Annotated in this window: 14 protein-coding genes and 1 tRNA gene; 6 read left to right on the plus strand and 9 right to left on the minus strand. The window is 39.2% G+C overall.

Features of this window, described 5'->3' with window-relative positions:
• Positions 1–28: 28 nt before the first annotated feature.
• Positions 29–544, minus strand: coding sequence for a hypothetical protein (locus E3D81_RS05875; protein ID WP_134776786.1), 516 nt, complete (start codon positions 542–544; stop codon positions 29–31).
• An 832-nt stretch (positions 545–1,376) separates the two neighbouring features.
• Here E3D81_RS05875 and E3D81_RS05880 point away from each other — a divergent pair.
• Positions 1,377–1,458 (plus strand) — tRNA-Leu (locus E3D81_RS05880).
• A 768-nt stretch (positions 1,459–2,226) separates the two neighbouring features.
• On the opposite strand, the gene E3D81_RS05885 is transcribed toward E3D81_RS05880, so the two are convergent.
• From E3D81_RS05885 to E3D81_RS05895, 3 genes are read right to left on the minus strand one after another with little or no spacing between them, the layout of a single operon-like run.
• On the minus strand, positions 2,227–2,901 hold the full coding sequence (locus E3D81_RS05885; protein ID WP_134776787.1) for a hypothetical protein: 675 nt from the start codon (positions 2,899–2,901) through the stop codon (positions 2,227–2,229).
• Entirely contained in the window at positions 2,901–3,239 is a 339-nt protein-coding gene (locus E3D81_RS05890) for a PadR family transcriptional regulator (protein ID WP_099367159.1), read from the minus strand. The genes E3D81_RS05885 and E3D81_RS05890 overlap by 1 nt, the downstream gene beginning before the upstream one ends.
• A 52-nt stretch (positions 3,240–3,291) precedes the next feature.
• Positions 3,292–3,849, minus strand: coding sequence for a DUF4256 domain-containing protein (locus tag E3D81_RS05895; protein ID WP_209023109.1), 558 nt, complete (start codon positions 3,847–3,849; stop codon positions 3,292–3,294).
• 473 nt (positions 3,850–4,322) lie between these two features.
• Between E3D81_RS05895 and E3D81_RS05900 the strand changes: the two genes are divergently transcribed.
• From E3D81_RS05900 to E3D81_RS05920, 5 genes are all read left to right on the plus strand, one after another.
• Complete coding sequence (locus E3D81_RS05900; protein WP_134776789.1) at positions 4,323–5,360, plus strand: FecR family protein; 1,038 nt, start codon at positions 4,323–4,325, stop codon at positions 5,358–5,360.
• A gap of 181 nt (positions 5,361–5,541) precedes the next feature.
• A complete protein-coding gene (locus E3D81_RS05905) occupies positions 5,542–8,865 on the plus strand; it encodes a SusC/RagA family TonB-linked outer membrane protein (protein ID WP_209023110.1) in 3,324 nt (1,107 codons plus the stop codon).
• A gap of 11 nt (positions 8,866–8,876) precedes the next feature.
• Positions 8,877–10,745, plus strand: a complete 1,869-nt coding sequence (locus E3D81_RS05910; RefSeq protein ID WP_209023111.1) for a RagB/SusD family nutrient uptake outer membrane protein — start codon at positions 8,877–8,879, stop codon at positions 10,743–10,745.
• Between the two features lie 25 nt (positions 10,746–10,770).
• Positions 10,771–11,775: a BT_3987 domain-containing protein gene (locus E3D81_RS05915; RefSeq protein ID WP_167554244.1), complete on the plus strand. Its 1,005-nt coding sequence runs from the start codon at positions 10,771–10,773 to the stop codon at positions 11,773–11,775.
• Between the two features lie 24 nt (positions 11,776–11,799).
• Entirely contained in the window at positions 11,800–12,624 is an 825-nt protein-coding gene (locus tag E3D81_RS05920; RefSeq protein ID WP_134776791.1) for an endonuclease/exonuclease/phosphatase family protein, read from the plus strand.
• A gap of 30 nt (positions 12,625–12,654) precedes the next feature.
• On the opposite strand, the gene E3D81_RS05925 is transcribed toward E3D81_RS05920, so the two are convergent.
• The 5 genes from E3D81_RS05925 to E3D81_RS05945 form a co-directional block, all read right to left on the minus strand.
• On the minus strand, positions 12,655–13,254 hold the full coding sequence (locus E3D81_RS05925) for an RNA polymerase sigma factor (RefSeq protein WP_099366219.1): 600 nt from the start codon (positions 13,252–13,254) through the stop codon (positions 12,655–12,657).
• 186 nt (positions 13,255–13,440) lie between these two features.
• On the minus strand, positions 13,441–14,307 hold the full coding sequence (locus E3D81_RS05930; RefSeq protein ID WP_134776792.1) for an EamA family transporter: 867 nt from the start codon (positions 14,305–14,307) through the stop codon (positions 13,441–13,443).
• Between the two features lie 266 nt (positions 14,308–14,573).
• Positions 14,574–15,596 carry a family 16 glycosylhydrolase gene (locus E3D81_RS05935; RefSeq protein ID WP_134776793.1) on the minus strand — a complete coding sequence of 341 codons (1,023 nt, stop codon included), beginning with the start codon at positions 15,594–15,596 and terminating at the stop codon, positions 14,574–14,576.
• 2 nt (positions 15,597–15,598) lie between these two features.
• A complete protein-coding gene (locus E3D81_RS05940) occupies positions 15,599–16,468 on the minus strand; it encodes a hypothetical protein (protein WP_134776794.1) in 870 nt (289 codons plus the stop codon).
• 3 nt (positions 16,469–16,471) lie between these two features.
• On the minus strand, positions 16,472–18,007 hold the full coding sequence (locus E3D81_RS05945) for a RagB/SusD family nutrient uptake outer membrane protein (RefSeq protein ID WP_134776795.1): 1,536 nt from the start codon (positions 18,005–18,007) through the stop codon (positions 16,472–16,474).
• Between the last annotated feature and the right edge of the window lie 2 nt (positions 18,008–18,009).

Consider the following 18,009-nt stretch of genomic DNA (forward strand, 5'->3'; position numbering starts at 1 on the left):
TTCTGTTTTTTTGAACTGTTCTATTCGCTTAACTATTTGAACTATTCTCTTTAACCTCTTTTGTTTCTTTTTCTATAGGCATTTTACGGTCCATGCGTTTATGGCGCATTTCACGGGTTCTGAATTCTTTCCCACCACGTTCAAATCTTCCTCTTTTACCATCTGCCAATTTATCTTTAAAAATCGCCAACTGTTCTGGTGTCAAAAGCTTTTGGAAGGCATCTTGCTCCGCTTTCATTTCTTTACGGTGGATTTCTCGCGCTGCGATCATCTCATTGCGTTTTGCTTCCATTTTTTTAGCTTTCTCCAATTGGAAAACATAAACTTCCTTTTTCTGAGCTTCGGTAAACTTCAACTCTTTATCCATATGTTCAGTCTTCAGTTTCGCAATCTCTTCTGGAGATTTTGGTTTCATTTCCTTCCGGTCAATTTTCATACGGCGTTCTTTTTTAACATCCTGACGTACTTCTTCTTTCTTTTCCTGCGACAATGCGGAGAATGAAATCCCTGCGACCAATGCTGCTATAGTGAATATCTTTTTCATATGATTCTATTTTTATATCGTTTTCAAATTTGTTTTATACTCTTTTAGAGGGAGGAAAAATCAAAACGTTTAATTGGAAGTATGTTAATCAATGTTAACTTTTGTTAAGGTTTGGTTCGGGGATTAAGTGAGGTGTATGTGACATGTAAGTGAGTTGTAAGTGACTTTTAGCACTTACAACTCACTTACAATATACTTGGATTATGGATTCATTATGAATCAAAGGTTCGTTCAAGAGGGATGTCTTGGAACCTATAGATTTGCTTTTTTGATTGGTACTTAGTAAAGGTAAAAGAAAGGGTTTCACGTAGTCTAATAGTGCTTTATCTCCAAATCAATTAAGTTTATGGGAAAAGGAGAATTGAATAAATAGTATATTTTATAGAGAAATTGGAATTTTATCTGTTTATACTGAGGTTATTCCAGCTAGAATTGAGGCTATCCCAACTTTAACTGAAAAAATAGCTATAAAGGAAAAAAATAATAAGAACCCCTCCTATGAAATATAAGCGATTGTAAAACCTGCCTGGCTTATTAGATTTTTGCAAGATTACACCTGCAATGATACATATCGCAGCTAAGATTAAAAAGGCTAATTGTTCGGTTACCATGTTTACAAGATAGGGAAAAATGTATGTAATGCAAGGGGAATTTCCTTCAATTTTACTCATGTTTACCTATTAAAATCATTTATTATTTTAGAATCTGAGCTATAAAATTCAACTATACAAAAATAAATAGGCTTAAAATCAATAAGTTTAGGGCATAGGATAAAATTATTTTTGGAGAATAAAGTAGAAGCCCTATATTTGCATCATTCCAAACGGAATATGCCCAGGTGGCGGAATTGGTAGACGCGTTGGTCTCAAACACCAATGAAGCAATTCGTGCCGGTTCGATCCCGGCCCTGGGTACAGAAGAGAAACGAGGATTTTAGGATCCTCGTTTTTTTTTGTCAAAAAACGCGATTCTGCGCAATTTAAAAAATCGAATTCCATTACATATTCTCTTTTTGTTTTTTCTGGGAAAAAGTAAAAGGTAAATAAAATGAAATTTTCATGATTTTACCTCTTTTATAAATTACGGGAATATTTTTTAATAACCTTGAAACTCGGATCGCTTCTTGAATAAAGATCTCGTTGTTTCCGTAAATTGATAATATAGAATCCACATGTCCCAATTCATTGGCCTCAACAGAAAGTTGCAATGTAATCGTTTCTGTGATTGGAGGAAGTGCTTGCCAGTTAATAAGGGAGTCGATAGTTGAATTAAGTTTCCGAATTTGCCCATAAAAAGGTGTGTTTATAGATAAGGAATTATCAAAATAAGAAGCATTTTTTAATAATCCTTTTTCAAAGCTGTATTCAAATTCATGTTCAAAAAATTAGGAAAAGCCCATATGCATAGAATATAGAAATTTCCCTCTGTATGCAGTCACTGTATCCGAAAACCATTCTGCGTACACCCGCCCATCTTTAACCTTATCAGCAAATAAAGACTTTAGGTTTACTTTAGCCGTTCGATTATCATTGAAGATATTTGTTAGGTACATTTACAACACCGTAATAATTAGGTTAATGAATTCACAGTAAAGACTAGTTATTATTCGATAGGCAAAATTTCCAAGCTCAAGTGATTTTTGAGGAGGCTCTATTCATAGTTAACAGGATTTAAATGGCTTTTTAGGAATAATGTGTCTCAAATTCCATTTCATCTACTCTTTTAACGATCAGTTTTAAATTTCGGTGGAATATATCCAAGATACCTAGAGCCACATAGATAAAAACTAGAATAAGAATATTGGATAAAGCTAATGGCATATATTTGCTGAGCCATTCTCCGGAAATCAACAAAACCAATATGGTAAACATAGGGATCATCATACCAATATAAGATCTGTAAAGCTTATATTTATTGTAAATAGGCCTGTATTTAAGTAGATAAACCGGAACGAATATGATAATACTAGCAACCAATCCCATTTTAATCCCGTCCCAAAACGGACTTGCAGTAAACGGAATGAAATATGCGAAAAGAGTAAAATAGAGGATATAAACTGGTGATCGCCAGCTTTTCATGAATAGCCAAAAATCTCCTGGAAGACTCTTTACGAATTTATTCTGAAGACCAAGGTCAAAGGAATCTTCAATTTCAGAAAAACCCATTGCCCCAAAACTTTGATGGGCTTGTATCATGGCTCCTTTTAAATTCAAAGTTGGATTCTCTGTCATCAATTCTTCCACCTTGCAGGCAAAATGATCCAGAATTTCTAATTGAACATCCACAAAGGTATATCCTTTATGCTCAATAAAGGCCAAAAGCTCCTTTAGCTCCGTTTTATTCAATTTCTTTTCCATTATGATATACTTGGTTTTGCATTCAAGATCAGCTGAAGTTTCTCCACAAAAGTGAGTGCATCCTGCACTTTGGCCACTTGCTCCTCTTTTCCCTTTGCTGTTAAGGAGTAATATTTCCTTGCCCTACCATCTACTATCTCCGACTCCGTGGCCAACAAACCCTCAGCCTCTAATTTATGCAGAGCTGGGTATAATGCACCTTCGGTCAATACAAATTCACCTTCGGTTAATTGTTTGACCTGTTGGGTGATCTCATAGCCATACATCCGATCCGTACCTGACAGTAATTTCAGGATGATGGTCTGCAAAGTACCTTTCAATAATTTGGAATCCTTCATGTAGATTAGTATTTATAAATCTAATATACATAATTTTCTTAGGTATATAAAATTATAGGATAATTTTTCCGCGAAATCCCCTTGCAGCATAATATGACTCTGCTCCGTTGTGGTATATGAATACTCGGTTATAGCGTCTATCGCCAAAAATAGCGCCTCCCAAATCCCGAACTGCTGCTGGAGTTGCTAGCCAGGAGCTGGTTTTGAGGTCAAATTTCCCGAAGGACTGAAGGGTATGGTATTCTTCTTCGTTCAATAGGGCGATACCGATTTCTTTGGCAAAGCCAATTGCGCTGTGTTTGGGTTTGTGTTCTTTTCTGGAGTCTAAAGCATCTTGATCGTAGCAGAAACTTCTTCTACCCTTGGGGCTTTCCGCTGCGCAATCGACAAAAATAATGTCTTCGGAGGATTTGGATAACGAAACGACATCGGGTTCTCCTTCAGTTTCTTCCATTTCATTGATGATGTATAGTTTTTCAGGTTTTTCCTGAAGGGATTTTGAAACTATTTCCCAGGTGATATTTGGATGTCTAACCATGTTCTTTTCAAATCGTTTTTGAAGGATTTGGAGAAGTTCTGTGGATCTTTCTGGGGTTAGGGATTTTTTCATGGTGATGGTTTTTTTGATGATTGAGTTTAGGTAAAATTTAAAACTTGGGATTTAATGTAAAAATTGAGTTCGAATCTAAAACTTGAGGTCTAATTTAGTTAAGATTTTTGTTTTTATAAAGGTGTTAAATTATAAGCCTACGTCATTGCGAGGAGGCTTTATGTCGTGAGAGGAGCCATCCGGCATAGCGAGGACCTTTCCGTCATTGCGAGGAGCCTTCCGTCATTGCGAGGAGGCACGACGAAGCAATCTTCCCGCATGTCATGCTGAGCGTAGTCGAAGCATCTGTTCGTTGGTACCCGTATAGATCCTTCGGCGATGCTCAGGATGACAAAGTCGAAAGATTGCTTCGTTCCTCGCAATGACGGGGTGGCTCGCAATGACGTAAAAATAATAAACTTGAAAATCAATAACTTACAAACTTTTATCATCCCACAACCCTACTATAATCCAGTTTCAGGATATATATAGGTATGACCACCAAAGAAATATTGACCTTACTTGAAAAGTTTAAGTCTGGAAAACTCAATAACCAAGAGCTATCCAGATTAAAACAACTATTTGAATCATCATCCGCTCTCAAAGATCTCCTCCAATCCATGCAAATGGATTATGACCTATTGAAAGTACAAATCCAAGAATACCCAATCTACCCTAACCAAGAAAAAACTAAAAACCGCATATTACAATCCATATTAAACCAAAATTCCCACAGATCAACAAAACGGTTTCCTTTCCATTACTTGGGTTGGGCTTTGGTTGCATCCCTTGTAATTGCAGGAATATTCCTATATCCTAAAAAATCAACAAAGCAACAAGAAATCGTTTGGGAAACCATCAGTACCTTACATGGCGAACAAAAACACTTCAGGCTTTCCGACAGTACTGAAATAAAGCTTAATGGAAATTCCAGCATTACCTATGCAAAATCTACTACCGGTCAACTTCGAATCGTTAAGTTACAAGGAGAAGCATTCTTCGATGTGGCAAAAGATCCGCAGAGACCTTTCCTCATTTTATCCAAAGATTTTGTAACCCGAGTAGTTGGTACCTCCTTCAATATCGATTCTGATATTGAAAAATCTGTAGAAGTCAATTCGGGAAAAGTAAAAGTTTTTCAAATGGACGAAAAGAGTTATTCAACCCTGTTAAACCAAGATTTTACCAGTCTTGAAACACAAATAACCCAATCAACAGGCCATAAAGTTGAGCTGAACAAAGGCGAAAGAGCTGTGCTAACAAATAACAATTGGGAAGTCAAATCTTTTAATAATAACAATTGGTACAATAAGGAATTGGTGCATTTCGGAGAAAAACTGAGCACTATCCTTAAAAAGGCGTATAGGTATTATGGCGATTCCATCACCGTTTCACCGGAGATTGCCAATACAAAAACCACCATCACCTTCAAAAGAAAAAGTATTGAACAAGTATTACAAACACTTGCGGAAATGAATAATGCTAACCTCATTAAAAAATCTGATCAACTATGGGAAATTAAAAAGAAATAATAGCTAACACTTTAAAAAAAACAGGAGTGCCAGGCACCCCTGCAATTATTTTTCTGTAATCAACTTGCCTGAGAAACTAACTGATTAGCAGAGACAATCAACAAAGTTTTAACCTTTATTAATTTATGCAAAGATGCAAAAAATTCGACTCATTTTATATAACCCTAACCTACGACAGATTATGCGTAAATCATTTATGCTCTGGAGTTTTCTCCTTACCTGCTGTATCGTATTCGCCAGTACAGAATCTTACGGACAGAAGGAGTTGCTAAAAACAATAAAAGTAGATTTTAAGAATATCAGTCTGCAAACGGCATTGGAAGAATTGCAAACCAAATACAATATTCCTTTAGCCTATAATAACGATGCGAGTTACTTGAAATCCAAGGTGAACTATTCGGGGAAAAACACCGCTCGAGAGGTGCTTAATGCCATACTGGCAAAACATAACCTCACCATTGAAACCAAACATGATTTTGTTCGCATCGTGAGCAAACCAGCGCCACGAAAAACCGGCCCTACATCTCCTCAAAGTGAAATTACGGGTACCGTAAAAGATACAGATGGTAATCCCTTAGCAGGGGTAACTGTATACCAAAAAGGAAAACAATCCAATGGGACCACTACTGACTTGAACGGTAAGTTCATCCTGAATGTTCCAAACAATAGTGAACTTGTTTTTCAGATTGTAGGTTACAAGACTATTGAAACAAATATTGGAACGAATAAATCCATCGAGGTTACCATGGAAATCACGGAAGCAGGAATCGATGAGGTGGTGGTTGTCGGATTCGGTACGCAAAAGAAATTGTCTGTTGTGGGTTCGCAGTCAACTGTAGAAGCGAAAAAACTACAGGTCCCAGCAGCAAACCTCACCAATGCTATAGCTGGAAAGGTTTCTGGGGTTATTGCAGTACAACGTACAGGAGAGCCTGGTTTTGATGATGCGGGGATTTGGATCCGAGGAATTTCGACTTTCAGCCAAGGATTAAGTGCTCCATTGATTTTGGTGGACGGTACACCTAGAAGTATGTCCAACGTAGATCCAGAAGATATAGAAAGCTTTACGGTGCTAAAAGATGCAGCTGCAACTTCCGTATATGGTGTTCGTGGTGCCAACGGGGTTGTCATTATCAAAACCAAAGCTGGACAAGCAGGAAAACCAAAATTTAGCTTCAGGTATTATGAAGGGGTTACCCAATTCACCAAATTACCAGAATTCGCAGATGGTATAACTTATATGCGCATGTCAAATGAAGCATTGACGAACCGAGGAGCTGCTCCAATCTATAGTGAAGAAAGAATTGAAAAAACGGCGAGTGGAGAAGATCCATACCTCTATCCAAATGTGGATTGGATGGATGTCCTTTTCCGGGATTTTGGTCAGCAACGTAGAGGAAACCTGAACATCAGCGGGGGATCTGACTTGGCAACCTATTATGTTGGTACCAGCTATTACGACGAAAATGGTTTATATACTGAAGACCCTAGTGTGAATTATAACCAACAAGTAGGTTATAAGAGGTACAACCTAACCTCCAACCTGACAGTAAGACCATCCATCAATACAAAGATTGAATTGGGAATCCAAGGTTACTTGGCCAATGCCAATTATCCGGCAACGGGAAATGGCGATATCTTTGCCAATGCGTGGATGGTAACTCCTGTCCTGCACCCGGCCATGTATGAAAACGGGACGGTACCTGACCAAAGAGCTGGCTCCTTGGTCAATCCATATGCCCACTTAACCCAAACAGGATATGCCAATCAGTGGAGAAATCAATTGTTTTCTAACCTTCGGGCAACCCAACAATTACCATTTATCACCAAAGGACTTTCCGCTACGGCGATGTTCTCCTTCGATGTTTACAACTATACGAGTATGCGAAGAACAAAACGTCCAAGTTCTTATTTGGCTACCGGTAGGGATGAAAATGGTGAAATGCAATACGAGCAAACCTTTGAAGGCGATCGTTTCTTAAGCTTCGATAGATCTTCACAAGGAACTAGGACCATCTATTTAGAAGGAGCTTTCAATTACAATCGTACTTTTGGAAAACATACCACAACTGGAATGTTGTTGTTCAACAAGTCCGACGAGTTGAATTCGCAGGCAGGAACATTGATTTCTTCCCTACCCTTCCGATTTTTAGGTTTGTCGGGAAGAGGAACCTATTCCTATGCTGATAAATATTTTTTAGAGGCCAACTTTGGCTACAATGGTTCTGAAAACTTTGCTCCAGCGAATCGCTTTGGATTCTTCCCATCCGTTGGCTTGGCCTGGGTATTGAGCGAGGAAAATTTCTTTGCGGGTTTGAAGGAAACATTGCCCGTTGCTAAACTGAGATTTTCCCATGGTAAAGTAGGAAGCAGCAGAATCTTAAGTGAATCAGGCGAGACCCGTTTTGCCTATATCTCCACCATTGCCAATACTGGTGGATATAACTTCGGAAAAAATAGAGGAACCAATTTTGCTACGGGGTATAATATTGGTGAATATGGTGTTAATGTGACTTGGGAAACATCTATCAAGAGCAACTTAGGTATAGATTTACAGACCAAAAACAATGAATTTAGCCTACAATTTGATTTGTTCAAAGAGCGCAGAGAAGGTATTTTCCTTCGTCGTGGCAATGTTCCAACCTATGTAGGTTTACAGACGGCACCATTCGGTAACTTAGGAATCATTGATAATAAAGGTTTTGATGGATCCATCACGTATACCAAAAAGTTCAATGATTTCGGATTCCAAATCTTAGGAAATTTCACGTTGAACAGAAATAAAATCGTGGAAAATGACCAACCTGATCCATTATATCCTTGGCTAGATCAAAAGGGTCAAAAATTAGGTCAACGTATGGGTCTTGTAGCTCTGGGTCTATTCGAAACGGAAGAAGAAATTGCCAATGGTCCATTACATTCGGGACTTGTAAGACCAGGAGACATCAAATTTCAAGATGTTAATGGTGATGGAAAGATTGATGATTTTGATAAAGTGCCAATCGGATATGGAACAATTCCTGAATTTGTATATGGATTTGGATTTAGTGTAAATTATAAAAACCTATCCCTATCTACCCTATTCCAAGGTGTAGGTAATGTGGATGTACATATGAACGGTGAAGGTTTAATGCCATTCTCAGTATCCATGAGCCGTGGTAACCTGCTGAGCAATATTGAAGATCGTTGGACTATTGACAACCCTCGTCAGGATGCTTTCTACCCTCGTTTATCAGATGGTAGCCCGAACGGAAACTACCAAACATCCACCTGGTGGGTGAAAAATGGCCGCTATATCCGATTAAAAGACGTTCAGTTATCTTATATGTTACCTAAAAATTGGACAAATCCCATCGGTCTGAACAATGCGAATATATTTTTCGCAGGATACAACCTGGTTACTTGGACACCTTTCAAATTCTGGGATATGGAATTAGGGGATGGCCGTGGAACCCGCTATCCAAATGTCAAAACGTATAGTTTAGGTCTAAATGTTAACTTTTAATCCTTCCAATCATGAAATTTAATTTAAAAAATACCATAACACCTGTCCTTGCTGCAGCTCTTTTGATGCTTGGAAGCTCCTGTCAAAAAGAATTCCTGAACCAGGTACCTGATGACAGGTTATCGCTGGAGGAAGTATTTAATAGAAGAAAACTTTCCGAGGATTGGTTGGCAGGAACGTACAATTTTATACGCGATGAAGCACACCGAACCAACACTACTCCTTGGGATGTTATTTCGGATGACAACGACGTATCGCAACGAGGAACTCCTTTTCAAGTGAATCTTGGTAACTGGAATGCCTCCTCCAATTATTGGAACTTCTGGGACCATTATTATAAAGGCATTCGTACTGCTACAACCTTCATTAATAACATTGATGGAAACGAGGAAATTCTCCAAGAAAGAGAAGGTGCAGCTCTAATCAAAAAGAGAAAAGCAGAAGCTCGGTTTTTAAGAGCATTCTTCTACGCAGAAATCCTAAAACAATATGGGCCTTTCATTATCATTGGTGATGAGGAAATTGCACCGGATCTCCCTTTAACGGATCCTAATATGCAGATGCCACGTAGCTCCTATGATGAATGTGTAGATTATATTGTCACTGAGCTAAACTTAGCAGAAGCTGACCTAGATGTGGAACATTACGCCAATGGAGATAATGTCTTGGAGAATGACATGGGAAGAGCGAGTAAAATTCTTTGTAGAGCCGTGAAAAGCCGTGTATTACTTTATGCGGCAAGTCCATTGAATAACGGGAATCAGGATTATTTAACTCTTGCTAATAAGGATGGAAAATTATTGTTCAGTTCTAGTTATGATGTAAATAAGTGGGCAAAAGCGGCTGAAGCTGCAAAAGAGGTTATTAATTATGCTGAATCATCTGGAAAATTAGGCCTTTACCGAAAAAATAAATCAAATGGTGAACTGGATCCGTTTTTATCCTATCGTGACCTTTTTCTGGATTCTTGGAACATTGAATGGATTATAGGTAGGAATAACAATGGTTTATCAAGCTATCAAAGATCCTGTACCCCAAGATTAGCGAGTGGATATGCTTCCATGGGTCCAACCCAGCAATTGGTGGATGCTTACCGCATGGTAAATGGGGAGTCTCCAATAACCGGATACAATGCCGCAGGAGTTCCCAACATCAATTCCGCAAGTGGTTATTCCGAAACAGGATTTAGTAGCTTTCAGGCACCTGGTTCCACACGTGCAAAGAACACGTTCAATATGTACAAGAATCGCGAACCACGTTTTTATGCAACTATAACCTATTCCGGCAGTGATTGGATCAATACAACCTCCAGCTTGGGGGTTCGAGAAATCCAACTGTATTATACTGGAGAATCTGGAAAAGGGGGATCACACGATTATTCAGAGACTGGATATCTTTTCCGTAAGAACGTATCGCCAACCTATCATCCAACGCAGAATAACGTCGCGAGACCTCATGTGATGATGCGCTATGCAGAAATACTTTTGAACTATGTAGAAGCGCTAAATGAGTCTAGCCCTAACAATCCAGATATCCTAAAATATCTAAACCAAATCAGGGAACGCGGTGGAATCCCTGCATTATCTGCAGGTTTATCGCAATCGGAGATGAGAAACCAGATCCGATTGGAAAGACGTATCGAATTGACCATGGAACATCTGCGTTATTTTGATACCAGAAGATGGAAGGTTGCAGAACAGACTGATGCGGGACCAATGTATGGTATGAATGCAGAAGGAGGAACCTCCAATACCGATCTTGCCTTCTTTAAAAGGACAAGGTTTGAAAGCCGGGTTTTCCGCAAAAGCTTTTATTATTTTCCTATTCCACAAGCGGAAATTCAACGTAACCCAAATTTAGTTCAGAACCCAGGTTGGTAAATCTAACCCAAAAATGAAAGGATCAATGAAAAGTCTAGTTAATAAAAACATAAAAAACAGTATGCGATTATCCGCATTACTGTTATTATCCTCCCCGCTGTTCTTCTTACAAAGTTGTAAAGAACAGGCTTTGGATGTCGAAAACCAAGATCAGTATACCAAAGTTTTCATGCAATCCGCTAGTAACGGTGCTGTACCTAAAAGTTTGGCCATTAAAGATGAATGGACCAATATTGCTTTTGGAGCTGGCTATGGCGGATTCAGTATATTAAGCAACCCTGTAACCGTAAATTTTGAGATTGACCAAGAAAAGGTAGATCAATATAACCAACAGAACAATACAAATTATGAATTGCCACCTGTCGAAAGTTATAAAATTTCCAGTCCGTCTGTTATCATTCAACCGGGAAATGCCGGATCTAATAATAGTAACCTGGAGATAAACCCTATAAAATTGGGCGGTACAAAAACCTATATCATTCCTGTTTCAATCAGTGATGTTCAACCCAGCCTACCGGTTAAAGAAAACCTTAGGACTACCTTTTATCTGGTAAATGGAGTCTATGAATCAAATCCTTTTACACCAATCTCCATTGAAGGTTGGGAGATTCACGATTATTCGGATGATGATTACGATGGTGCCGGTGGAAGAGCGAAATATGCCATTGATGGTACCAAGGAAATGATTTGGTTATCCACCTATCGTCGAGTTAACGGTTGGAGGCCGCCACATCCGCATTACTTGACCATTGATATGAATGCCACCCATACGCTCCATGGAATTACATTATACGGAAGAACAGGTGCTAATAATGCCTATCTTTTTCCAAAAAATGTACTTATACAAACATCCAACGATGGAAATACCTGGACTGATGCTGGTCTATTCAGCATTGTAGCCTCCTCAGAAGATACATCTGCAACCATGTATTTTGAGAAAAGTGTAAGCTGTCGTTATTACAAAGTAACGGTATTAAGCAGTGCGGGTAATGGCGATACCACTTCGATTGCCGAATTGGTAGCATTCTAATGTGGGATTTAATCTATAGATAACATGAAGAAATTAATTGGGTTAATCATAATGGGCAGCATGGTTTTGGCATGCGGAAAAGGCGGTGGAGGTAATGAACCTGTTATCGACCCTCCAAAAAAGGATATCATTGTAAAAACAATGACCTATAATATCTTTGGCGCTAGATCTGGAGGAATTCCAGATCTAAAGGTCATTGCGGAGGTCATCAAAAAAGCAGATCCAGATCTTGTTGCGCTTCAGGAAGTCGATAAAAACTCCGACCGCAACAAACACAATGGCGATATTGCCAAAGCATTGGGCGAAATGACAGGTATGGATTATCATTTTGTGAAGGCTATTGATATAGCAGGTGGTGAATATGGAGATGCCGTACTTTCAAAACTTCCCGTAAAAGAAAAGAAAGGATTTAACTTGGAAGTCGATCCTGCTTTGGGAGGAGAAAGAAGATCTGTTGCACGCATGTTGGTAGAAAAAGACGGCAAAGAATTCTATTTCATCAGTACGCATTTTGACCACTTAAGTGATGAACGAAACAGGATCAAGCAGGCAAATGATTTCAATGCACTATGTAAAACCTTTGGGAAACCGATGATTGTAGGTTCCGATTTTAATGCGCTACCAACATCTAATACGATGAACATCCTGAAGACCTATTTTACCGTTGGCTGTTTAAATGGAAACTGTAGCCAGTTTACTTTTCCTACCCCAACGCCAAACAGAACCATTGACTATTTGATCTATCAACCTCTGAATGCCTTTACACCTCAAATGTATTCGGTGTTCACGTGGGCGAATAAAGAATCGGACCATTACCCTGTAATCGCGAATTTTAAAATAAACTTTTAATTGAATTAGGATCTACTGGAAGAAATTTCGTTAGATCCTATTGAAAAAAACCAGAATTAAAATGGTTTTCAAAAGGATATCATGTTCTTTAGCGATGTAATCTTTAATGCTTTTCATCGCTAAGGACATATGTTCCTTTACCGTTTGGGTGGAAATCTCCAGATTACCTGCAATTTCTTTATAAGTCAAACCTTCCTCTCGAGACATTCTAAATATACGTTTCCGCTGAGGTGGTAAAGTATTTATCGCGAGATTGTAGATATTGGCATATTCCTTATCCAAAATCGTTCGTTCAACACATTCTCCCCCTTCGATCTGTTCATGTTCTGTGGCATCAACTTTTAACATGATGGAGGCACTGATCTGCTTTTTGATTTCTTTATAAACTAAATTTCTGGTTATTCGGAAGATGTAATGCCGAATGGGATGAGTGGTTTGTATACGTTCGCGTGCATTCCAAAGATTCAAAAAAGAATCATGAATAATATCATCGCAAATTGCTTCATCTTTTATATATTTTTTGACAAAATAATACAATTCTTTTGCCAGGCTATTGTAGATGAATACAAAAGCATCATGATCACTGTTTTTTAATCGTGAATTTAAACTAATGTCTGAAATATAGTCCAAAGTTTAGGCTCCTTCTCTACCCAAAATTAGTTATAACGTATTAAGTAATTGTTAAACCTAGTTTATCTAAAAATAATGTCCACCTTGCGGTTTTGAATTTGGTTATTTAATTAAATCAAATATAAGGTAATACACATTACATGTCAAGGAGAATTAACATAGATTTAATCGATATTAAACTTAAGCTTAATTAACTTCAGCCTTCACACTTTCCTCCTTGTTGAAAACCGTAGTTCCAATACTTGCCAAAACCACACAGGCCACAGATGCCCATTGCATACCGGTCAAGAATTCCCCTAAAAAGATCAAACCCGACAATGCCCCGAAGGCAGGCTGCAAGCTGGTCAGGATACTAAAGGTTTTTGCAGGCAATCGACCCAAGGCAAACATATCTAAAGAAAATGGCAGGGCACTAGAAAAGATCGCTACTCCAAGTCCTTTAAGGAATAAACTTGGGGTAACATCCATAATGGCGCCATCCCATATGGCGAAAGGAACTATAAAAAAAGTAGCAATCAGCATGCCCGTACTTACAGCATGTCGGCCATCCATGATTTTGGAAACCTTTCCTCCTACCACAATATACACCGCCCAAAAAGTACCAGCTACAAAGGCCAATACCAATCCTATGATATCGATGGAATTATTCTGCCAGGGCACGATCAATAGGATCCCTAAACAGGCTAGTAAGGCCCAAATCACATCCAACCATTTACGGGAAAAGGCAAAGGCCAGGAAAAGAGGACCGATAAATTCTATGGTTACACCCAAACCTAAAGGTATGCGCTGAATGGCCATGTAAAAGATCAGGTTCATTGCGGCAATCCCCAAACCGTAAATCGCACAGTACAACCATTGCTTTTTATTGAAGGAAAATATGGGTGGTCTATTGATCAACAACAATAATATAGCTGATAAACCAATTCTTAAGGTACTTGTTCCAATTGGACCAAGAGCGGGAAAAAGTTGTTTGGCAATGGATGCCCCACCCTGCACGCAGACCATGGATAATAAAGCAGCTGTAACAGCTAAATTGGCGTGTTTTAATTTCATTGCTATGGAAATTGCATGGCAAATATAGGTATTCCATGCCTTGTTTATTAAAGGAAAAGAAATGTTTATTTTTCGAATGCTTAGGTATATAAACACCTAGTAAAATCAGAGATTAAATAAAGTAAAAATATAAGCACAAAGAAAAAAGGAAGCGATAATATCGCTTCCTTCGTATTGAAGGATATTTTGGCAGGCTCCTTCAACAGCTATATCCTACGGGGAATAGAATTAGCTAACTAAACATATATGGACAGGATTGTCAAATACTATTGATAAACACGTACATAGTCAATTTCATAAATGGCTTCATTGATGGAAGGATCAACATCACCACCAAAATACCCCCCCATGGCCATATTCAATATGATGAAAAAATCATGGTGAAATGGGTACTGAGGCGAACTTTTGAAAGTATGGTAAGCTTTTCCATCCACCTTGAAAATAATTTCATCCTTATTCCAATCCACAGAATACACATGGAAGTTTGTTGTTGCTGTAGCCAACTCTGTAGTCTTGGTCGTGGCATTTTCCCCATGATGTTCTGGATAATGTAAGGTTCCATGTATCGTGTTCAGTTGCTTACCCACATGTTCCAGTATATCAATCTCCCCACATGCAGGCCAGATTTTTGTTTGGTAATTGCTACCAAGCAACCAACCGGCTGGCCAAGTTCCTTTTCCAACAGGCACTTTTGCACGGATCTCCACCCTTCCGTACGTAAAATCAAATTTTCCGCGCGTCACTATTCGAGCTGAGGTATATCCAAAACCTTCATAGTTCTCCTTAATCAATTTGATCTTTAAGGTGCCATCTGAAATATAGGAATTTGCTGACCGGTCGGTATAATATTGCTTTTCGGCATTTCCCCATCCATTCTCACCATTCCCAATTTCATGGGTCCATTTCTTGCTGTCCAAGCCTCCAGGAACATTGAATTCATCTGCCCAAACCAGCTTTTCTGGTCTTGAAAACTCCAATTCCTCCGTTTTAGAAATGGTAATTCCGTTGGCAGAACGTGCAGTAGCAGTAACTGTATACTTCCCTGCGATAGGATAGGTATATTCTACTTTTCCGGTTTTACTTACTTCCTTTTGGTTGTTGCCAAAATTGATTTCATAGGATAATGCATTATCCGCCTTTGCTTCAAAAATATACGTTCCACTTCCGGCTTCCTTTTCCGTAATTTGCAAGGTTAAATTTGAAGGCGCATCTCCTGCTGGATCACTCCCCTTATTACTACAACTGATTACCCCTGACAAGGCAATGATCAATATCCAAAATCTATACATCGTTATTTTGCTTTAAGTTTAACATACCAGGCAAGACCATCTCGACCAATGGTCCGCAATTGCATTTCCGTATCCGTTCGTTTTAGGATTTGGTATCGATGGGATCCCATATAATTACCAACAAAACCCAATTTTGAGAATACGATAAATTCTGTTGTTTCGGAACCATCATATCCAAATGCTTCCGAATAATCTGCTGCTTTTGGTCCTAATAACGTAAAATCCCCACCTCCAGTTAAGGTATTATCGAAATCACGCAGAAAATCCTTATTCCCAAAAATGGAACCATTGGTTTTGTGCGTAAAACTACCAGAGGCTGTAAAGGTGTACTCATCATCATATATGCCTAAGCCTTTTTTATCCAATGGTGGTGCAGCCCACCATATGGGTTCCATTCCATCACTAGGTCCTACTCCAAGATGACCAGAGGCTAAGGAATCTAAAGCCCAAGTTTTGCTGGACCCGGCAGTTAGCATGGCTACCAATTCTGGATTAGGAATAAAATCACGTTGAACGGTTATTTCCTGTGTCGTTTCAGAAGAAACGCCCGCTCTTCCATAAGCGATTACCTTTACTTTAAATGTTTCTACACCTACGTGTTTATAGGCGTGCTGGAAGCTATTGGTGGTGGAAGTGATGGGATTGGAACCATCTGCAAAATCCACCCGATAGGTAAATGCATGATCGGCATTTACAGTTAGGGATACTTCCCCAGATCCATCCCCATTGGGATGGGTTGCATCCTTTCCTTTGATATCAAGCTGTAGTTGAGGCGTTGAAGGTGTATCGATGTTTCCAAAGGTAAAGGTTTCCTCCTTACAGCTATAGAGCCCCAAGAAGCAAATCATGGCTATTAAAAAATTCTTTCTCATGGTTTAATAATTAGGGTTTTGTTCAAGATTTGAAATTCGCACTTCATCCAAAGGGATAGGATAGACTTCATGCTTACCGACTACGAATCCCAAGGATCCCAACCTGGAAGCTGCCATGCCCGTGCGCACAAGATCGAAGTAACGGTCGCCTTCCATGGCCAATTCCAATCGACGTTCCGACAGAATTGCATCGTATAAGGATGCTCCTGCTGCATTAACATCATGGTTATTATTTCCAAAAGCTCTCCTGCGAACCAGGTTAAGATAATCCTTAGCTTTGATATCATTTGGCGAACTGCTTTTGTTCCAAGCCTCAGCAGCCATCAACAACACCTCGCTATAACGTATGATGCGAAAATTGTTCAGGTAATTCAATTCCACCTGACCTGATGTCTGACCTTTTCTAGGCTGATATTTTTGGGAATACAATCCTGTATTTTTATATGGTGCAACCTGATAGGAAATACCATAGGATGGATTAGCGGCAGCATAGGCATCGATATCCAGGATGGTTGCATTTTTCCTTTGATCGCCTACTTCATAAGCTGAAGCTAGATTACCTGCAGGAAGGTTGGTACTCCATCCGGCCGCATAAGGCATAGCATCAGTTCCTGCTAAACCGCGGATTCCACATTGCTGAACCGCAAAATTACCCTGTCCGCGCATCGGTGCATCCCAATTATAATAAGGGAAGGTATTGGTATATTGAATTTCAAATACGGATTCGGGACCATTCTCTCCAGCTTGGAGAAAAATGGAAGCGAAATCTGAAACCAAAGAGAAAGCATTCGATGTGATTATACTTTCCAAAACAGGGGCCGCTTGATCATATTTTTTCTGGTAGAGGTAAACTTTTCCCAACAATGCCTGTGCAGCGTATTTTGTAATTCTACCCTTTTGCTCTTGAACTGGAGGTAGATTTCCAATAGCATCCAACAAGTCCCTTTCAATCTGTTCGTAAACCTGCTCCTTGCTGGAACGCTGGATTTGCCGGGACTCATCTAGACTTAATCGTCGATCCGCAAACAAAGGTACACTTCCGAATAAACGGACCAACGTAAAATAATAATATGCCCTCAGAAAACTGACTTCGCCATAAAGGGCATCCTTTCCATTAAAATTGACTGCTCGGCCCAATGGATTTTGATCCCGATATTGGGTCATGAAATTTGCCCGATTAATCCCTTCATAAGCAGACTGCCACAGTTCCCTCAATGTAGCATTTTCAGGATTCACCGTAAAATCATCCACCTGTTGCAATGCAATCACATCAGAGGCACTTTCTCCACCGGCTACCGCATTGTCCGAAGCAATATCTCCGATCGGAACAACTTGGTTCAACCATTGCAAAGGAGTATAAACCGAGATTGTCATTGTCCGATAATCATTCTCATCCTGCAGGTAGGTTGTCGCAGCAATTCTGAAATCATCTTTAGGACTATATTCGACCCATTTCTTGCAGGAAGTTGTACCCAATCCCAGCAAGGCAATGAAAACTAAAGGTTTTGCGAATTTATAGGTATGTTTTTGAATGTTCATGA

It is taken from the genome of Sphingobacterium sp. CZ-2 (assembly GCF_004526235.1).
Classification (GTDB): Bacteria; Bacteroidota; Bacteroidia; order Sphingobacteriales; family Sphingobacteriaceae; genus Sphingobacterium; species Sphingobacterium tenebrionis.

Excerpts from the sequence above, each read along its gene's own strand:
- E3D81_RS05875 (WP_134776786.1), bottom strand. The coding sequence starts at position 544 with ATGAAAAAGATATTCACTATAGCAGCATTGGTCGCAGGGATTTCATTC.
- E3D81_RS05885 (WP_134776787.1), bottom strand. The coding sequence starts at position 2,901 with ATGGAAAAGAAATTGAATAAAACGGAGCTAAAGGAGCTTTTGGCCTTT.
- E3D81_RS05890 (WP_099367159.1), bottom strand. The coding sequence starts at position 3,239 with ATGAAGGATTCCAAATTATTGAAAGGTACTTTGCAGACCATCATCCTG.
- E3D81_RS05895 (WP_209023109.1), bottom strand. The coding sequence starts at position 3,849 with ATGAAAAAATCCCTAACCCCAGAAAGATCCACAGAACTTCTCCAAATC.
- E3D81_RS05900 (WP_134776789.1), top strand. The coding sequence starts at position 4,323 with ATGACCACCAAAGAAATATTGACCTTACTTGAAAAGTTTAAGTCTGGA.
- E3D81_RS05905 (WP_209023110.1), top strand. The coding sequence starts at position 5,542 with ATGCGTAAATCATTTATGCTCTGGAGTTTTCTCCTTACCTGCTGTATC.
- E3D81_RS05910 (WP_209023111.1), top strand. The coding sequence starts at position 8,877 with ATGAAATTTAATTTAAAAAATACCATAACACCTGTCCTTGCTGCAGCT.
- E3D81_RS05915 (WP_167554244.1), top strand. The coding sequence starts at position 10,771 with ATGAAAAGTCTAGTTAATAAAAACATAAAAAACAGTATGCGATTATCC.
- E3D81_RS05920 (WP_134776791.1), top strand. The coding sequence starts at position 11,800 with ATGAAGAAATTAATTGGGTTAATCATAATGGGCAGCATGGTTTTGGCA.
- E3D81_RS05930 (WP_134776792.1), bottom strand. The coding sequence starts at position 14,307 with ATGAAATTAAAACACGCCAATTTAGCTGTTACAGCTGCTTTATTATCC.
- E3D81_RS05935 (WP_134776793.1), bottom strand. The coding sequence starts at position 15,596 with ATGTATAGATTTTGGATATTGATCATTGCCTTGTCAGGGGTAATCAGT.
- E3D81_RS05940 (WP_134776794.1), bottom strand. The coding sequence starts at position 16,468 with ATGAGAAAGAATTTTTTAATAGCCATGATTTGCTTCTTGGGGCTCTAT.
- E3D81_RS05945 (WP_134776795.1), bottom strand. The coding sequence starts at position 18,007 with ATGAACATTCAAAAACATACCTATAAATTCGCAAAACCTTTAGTTTTC.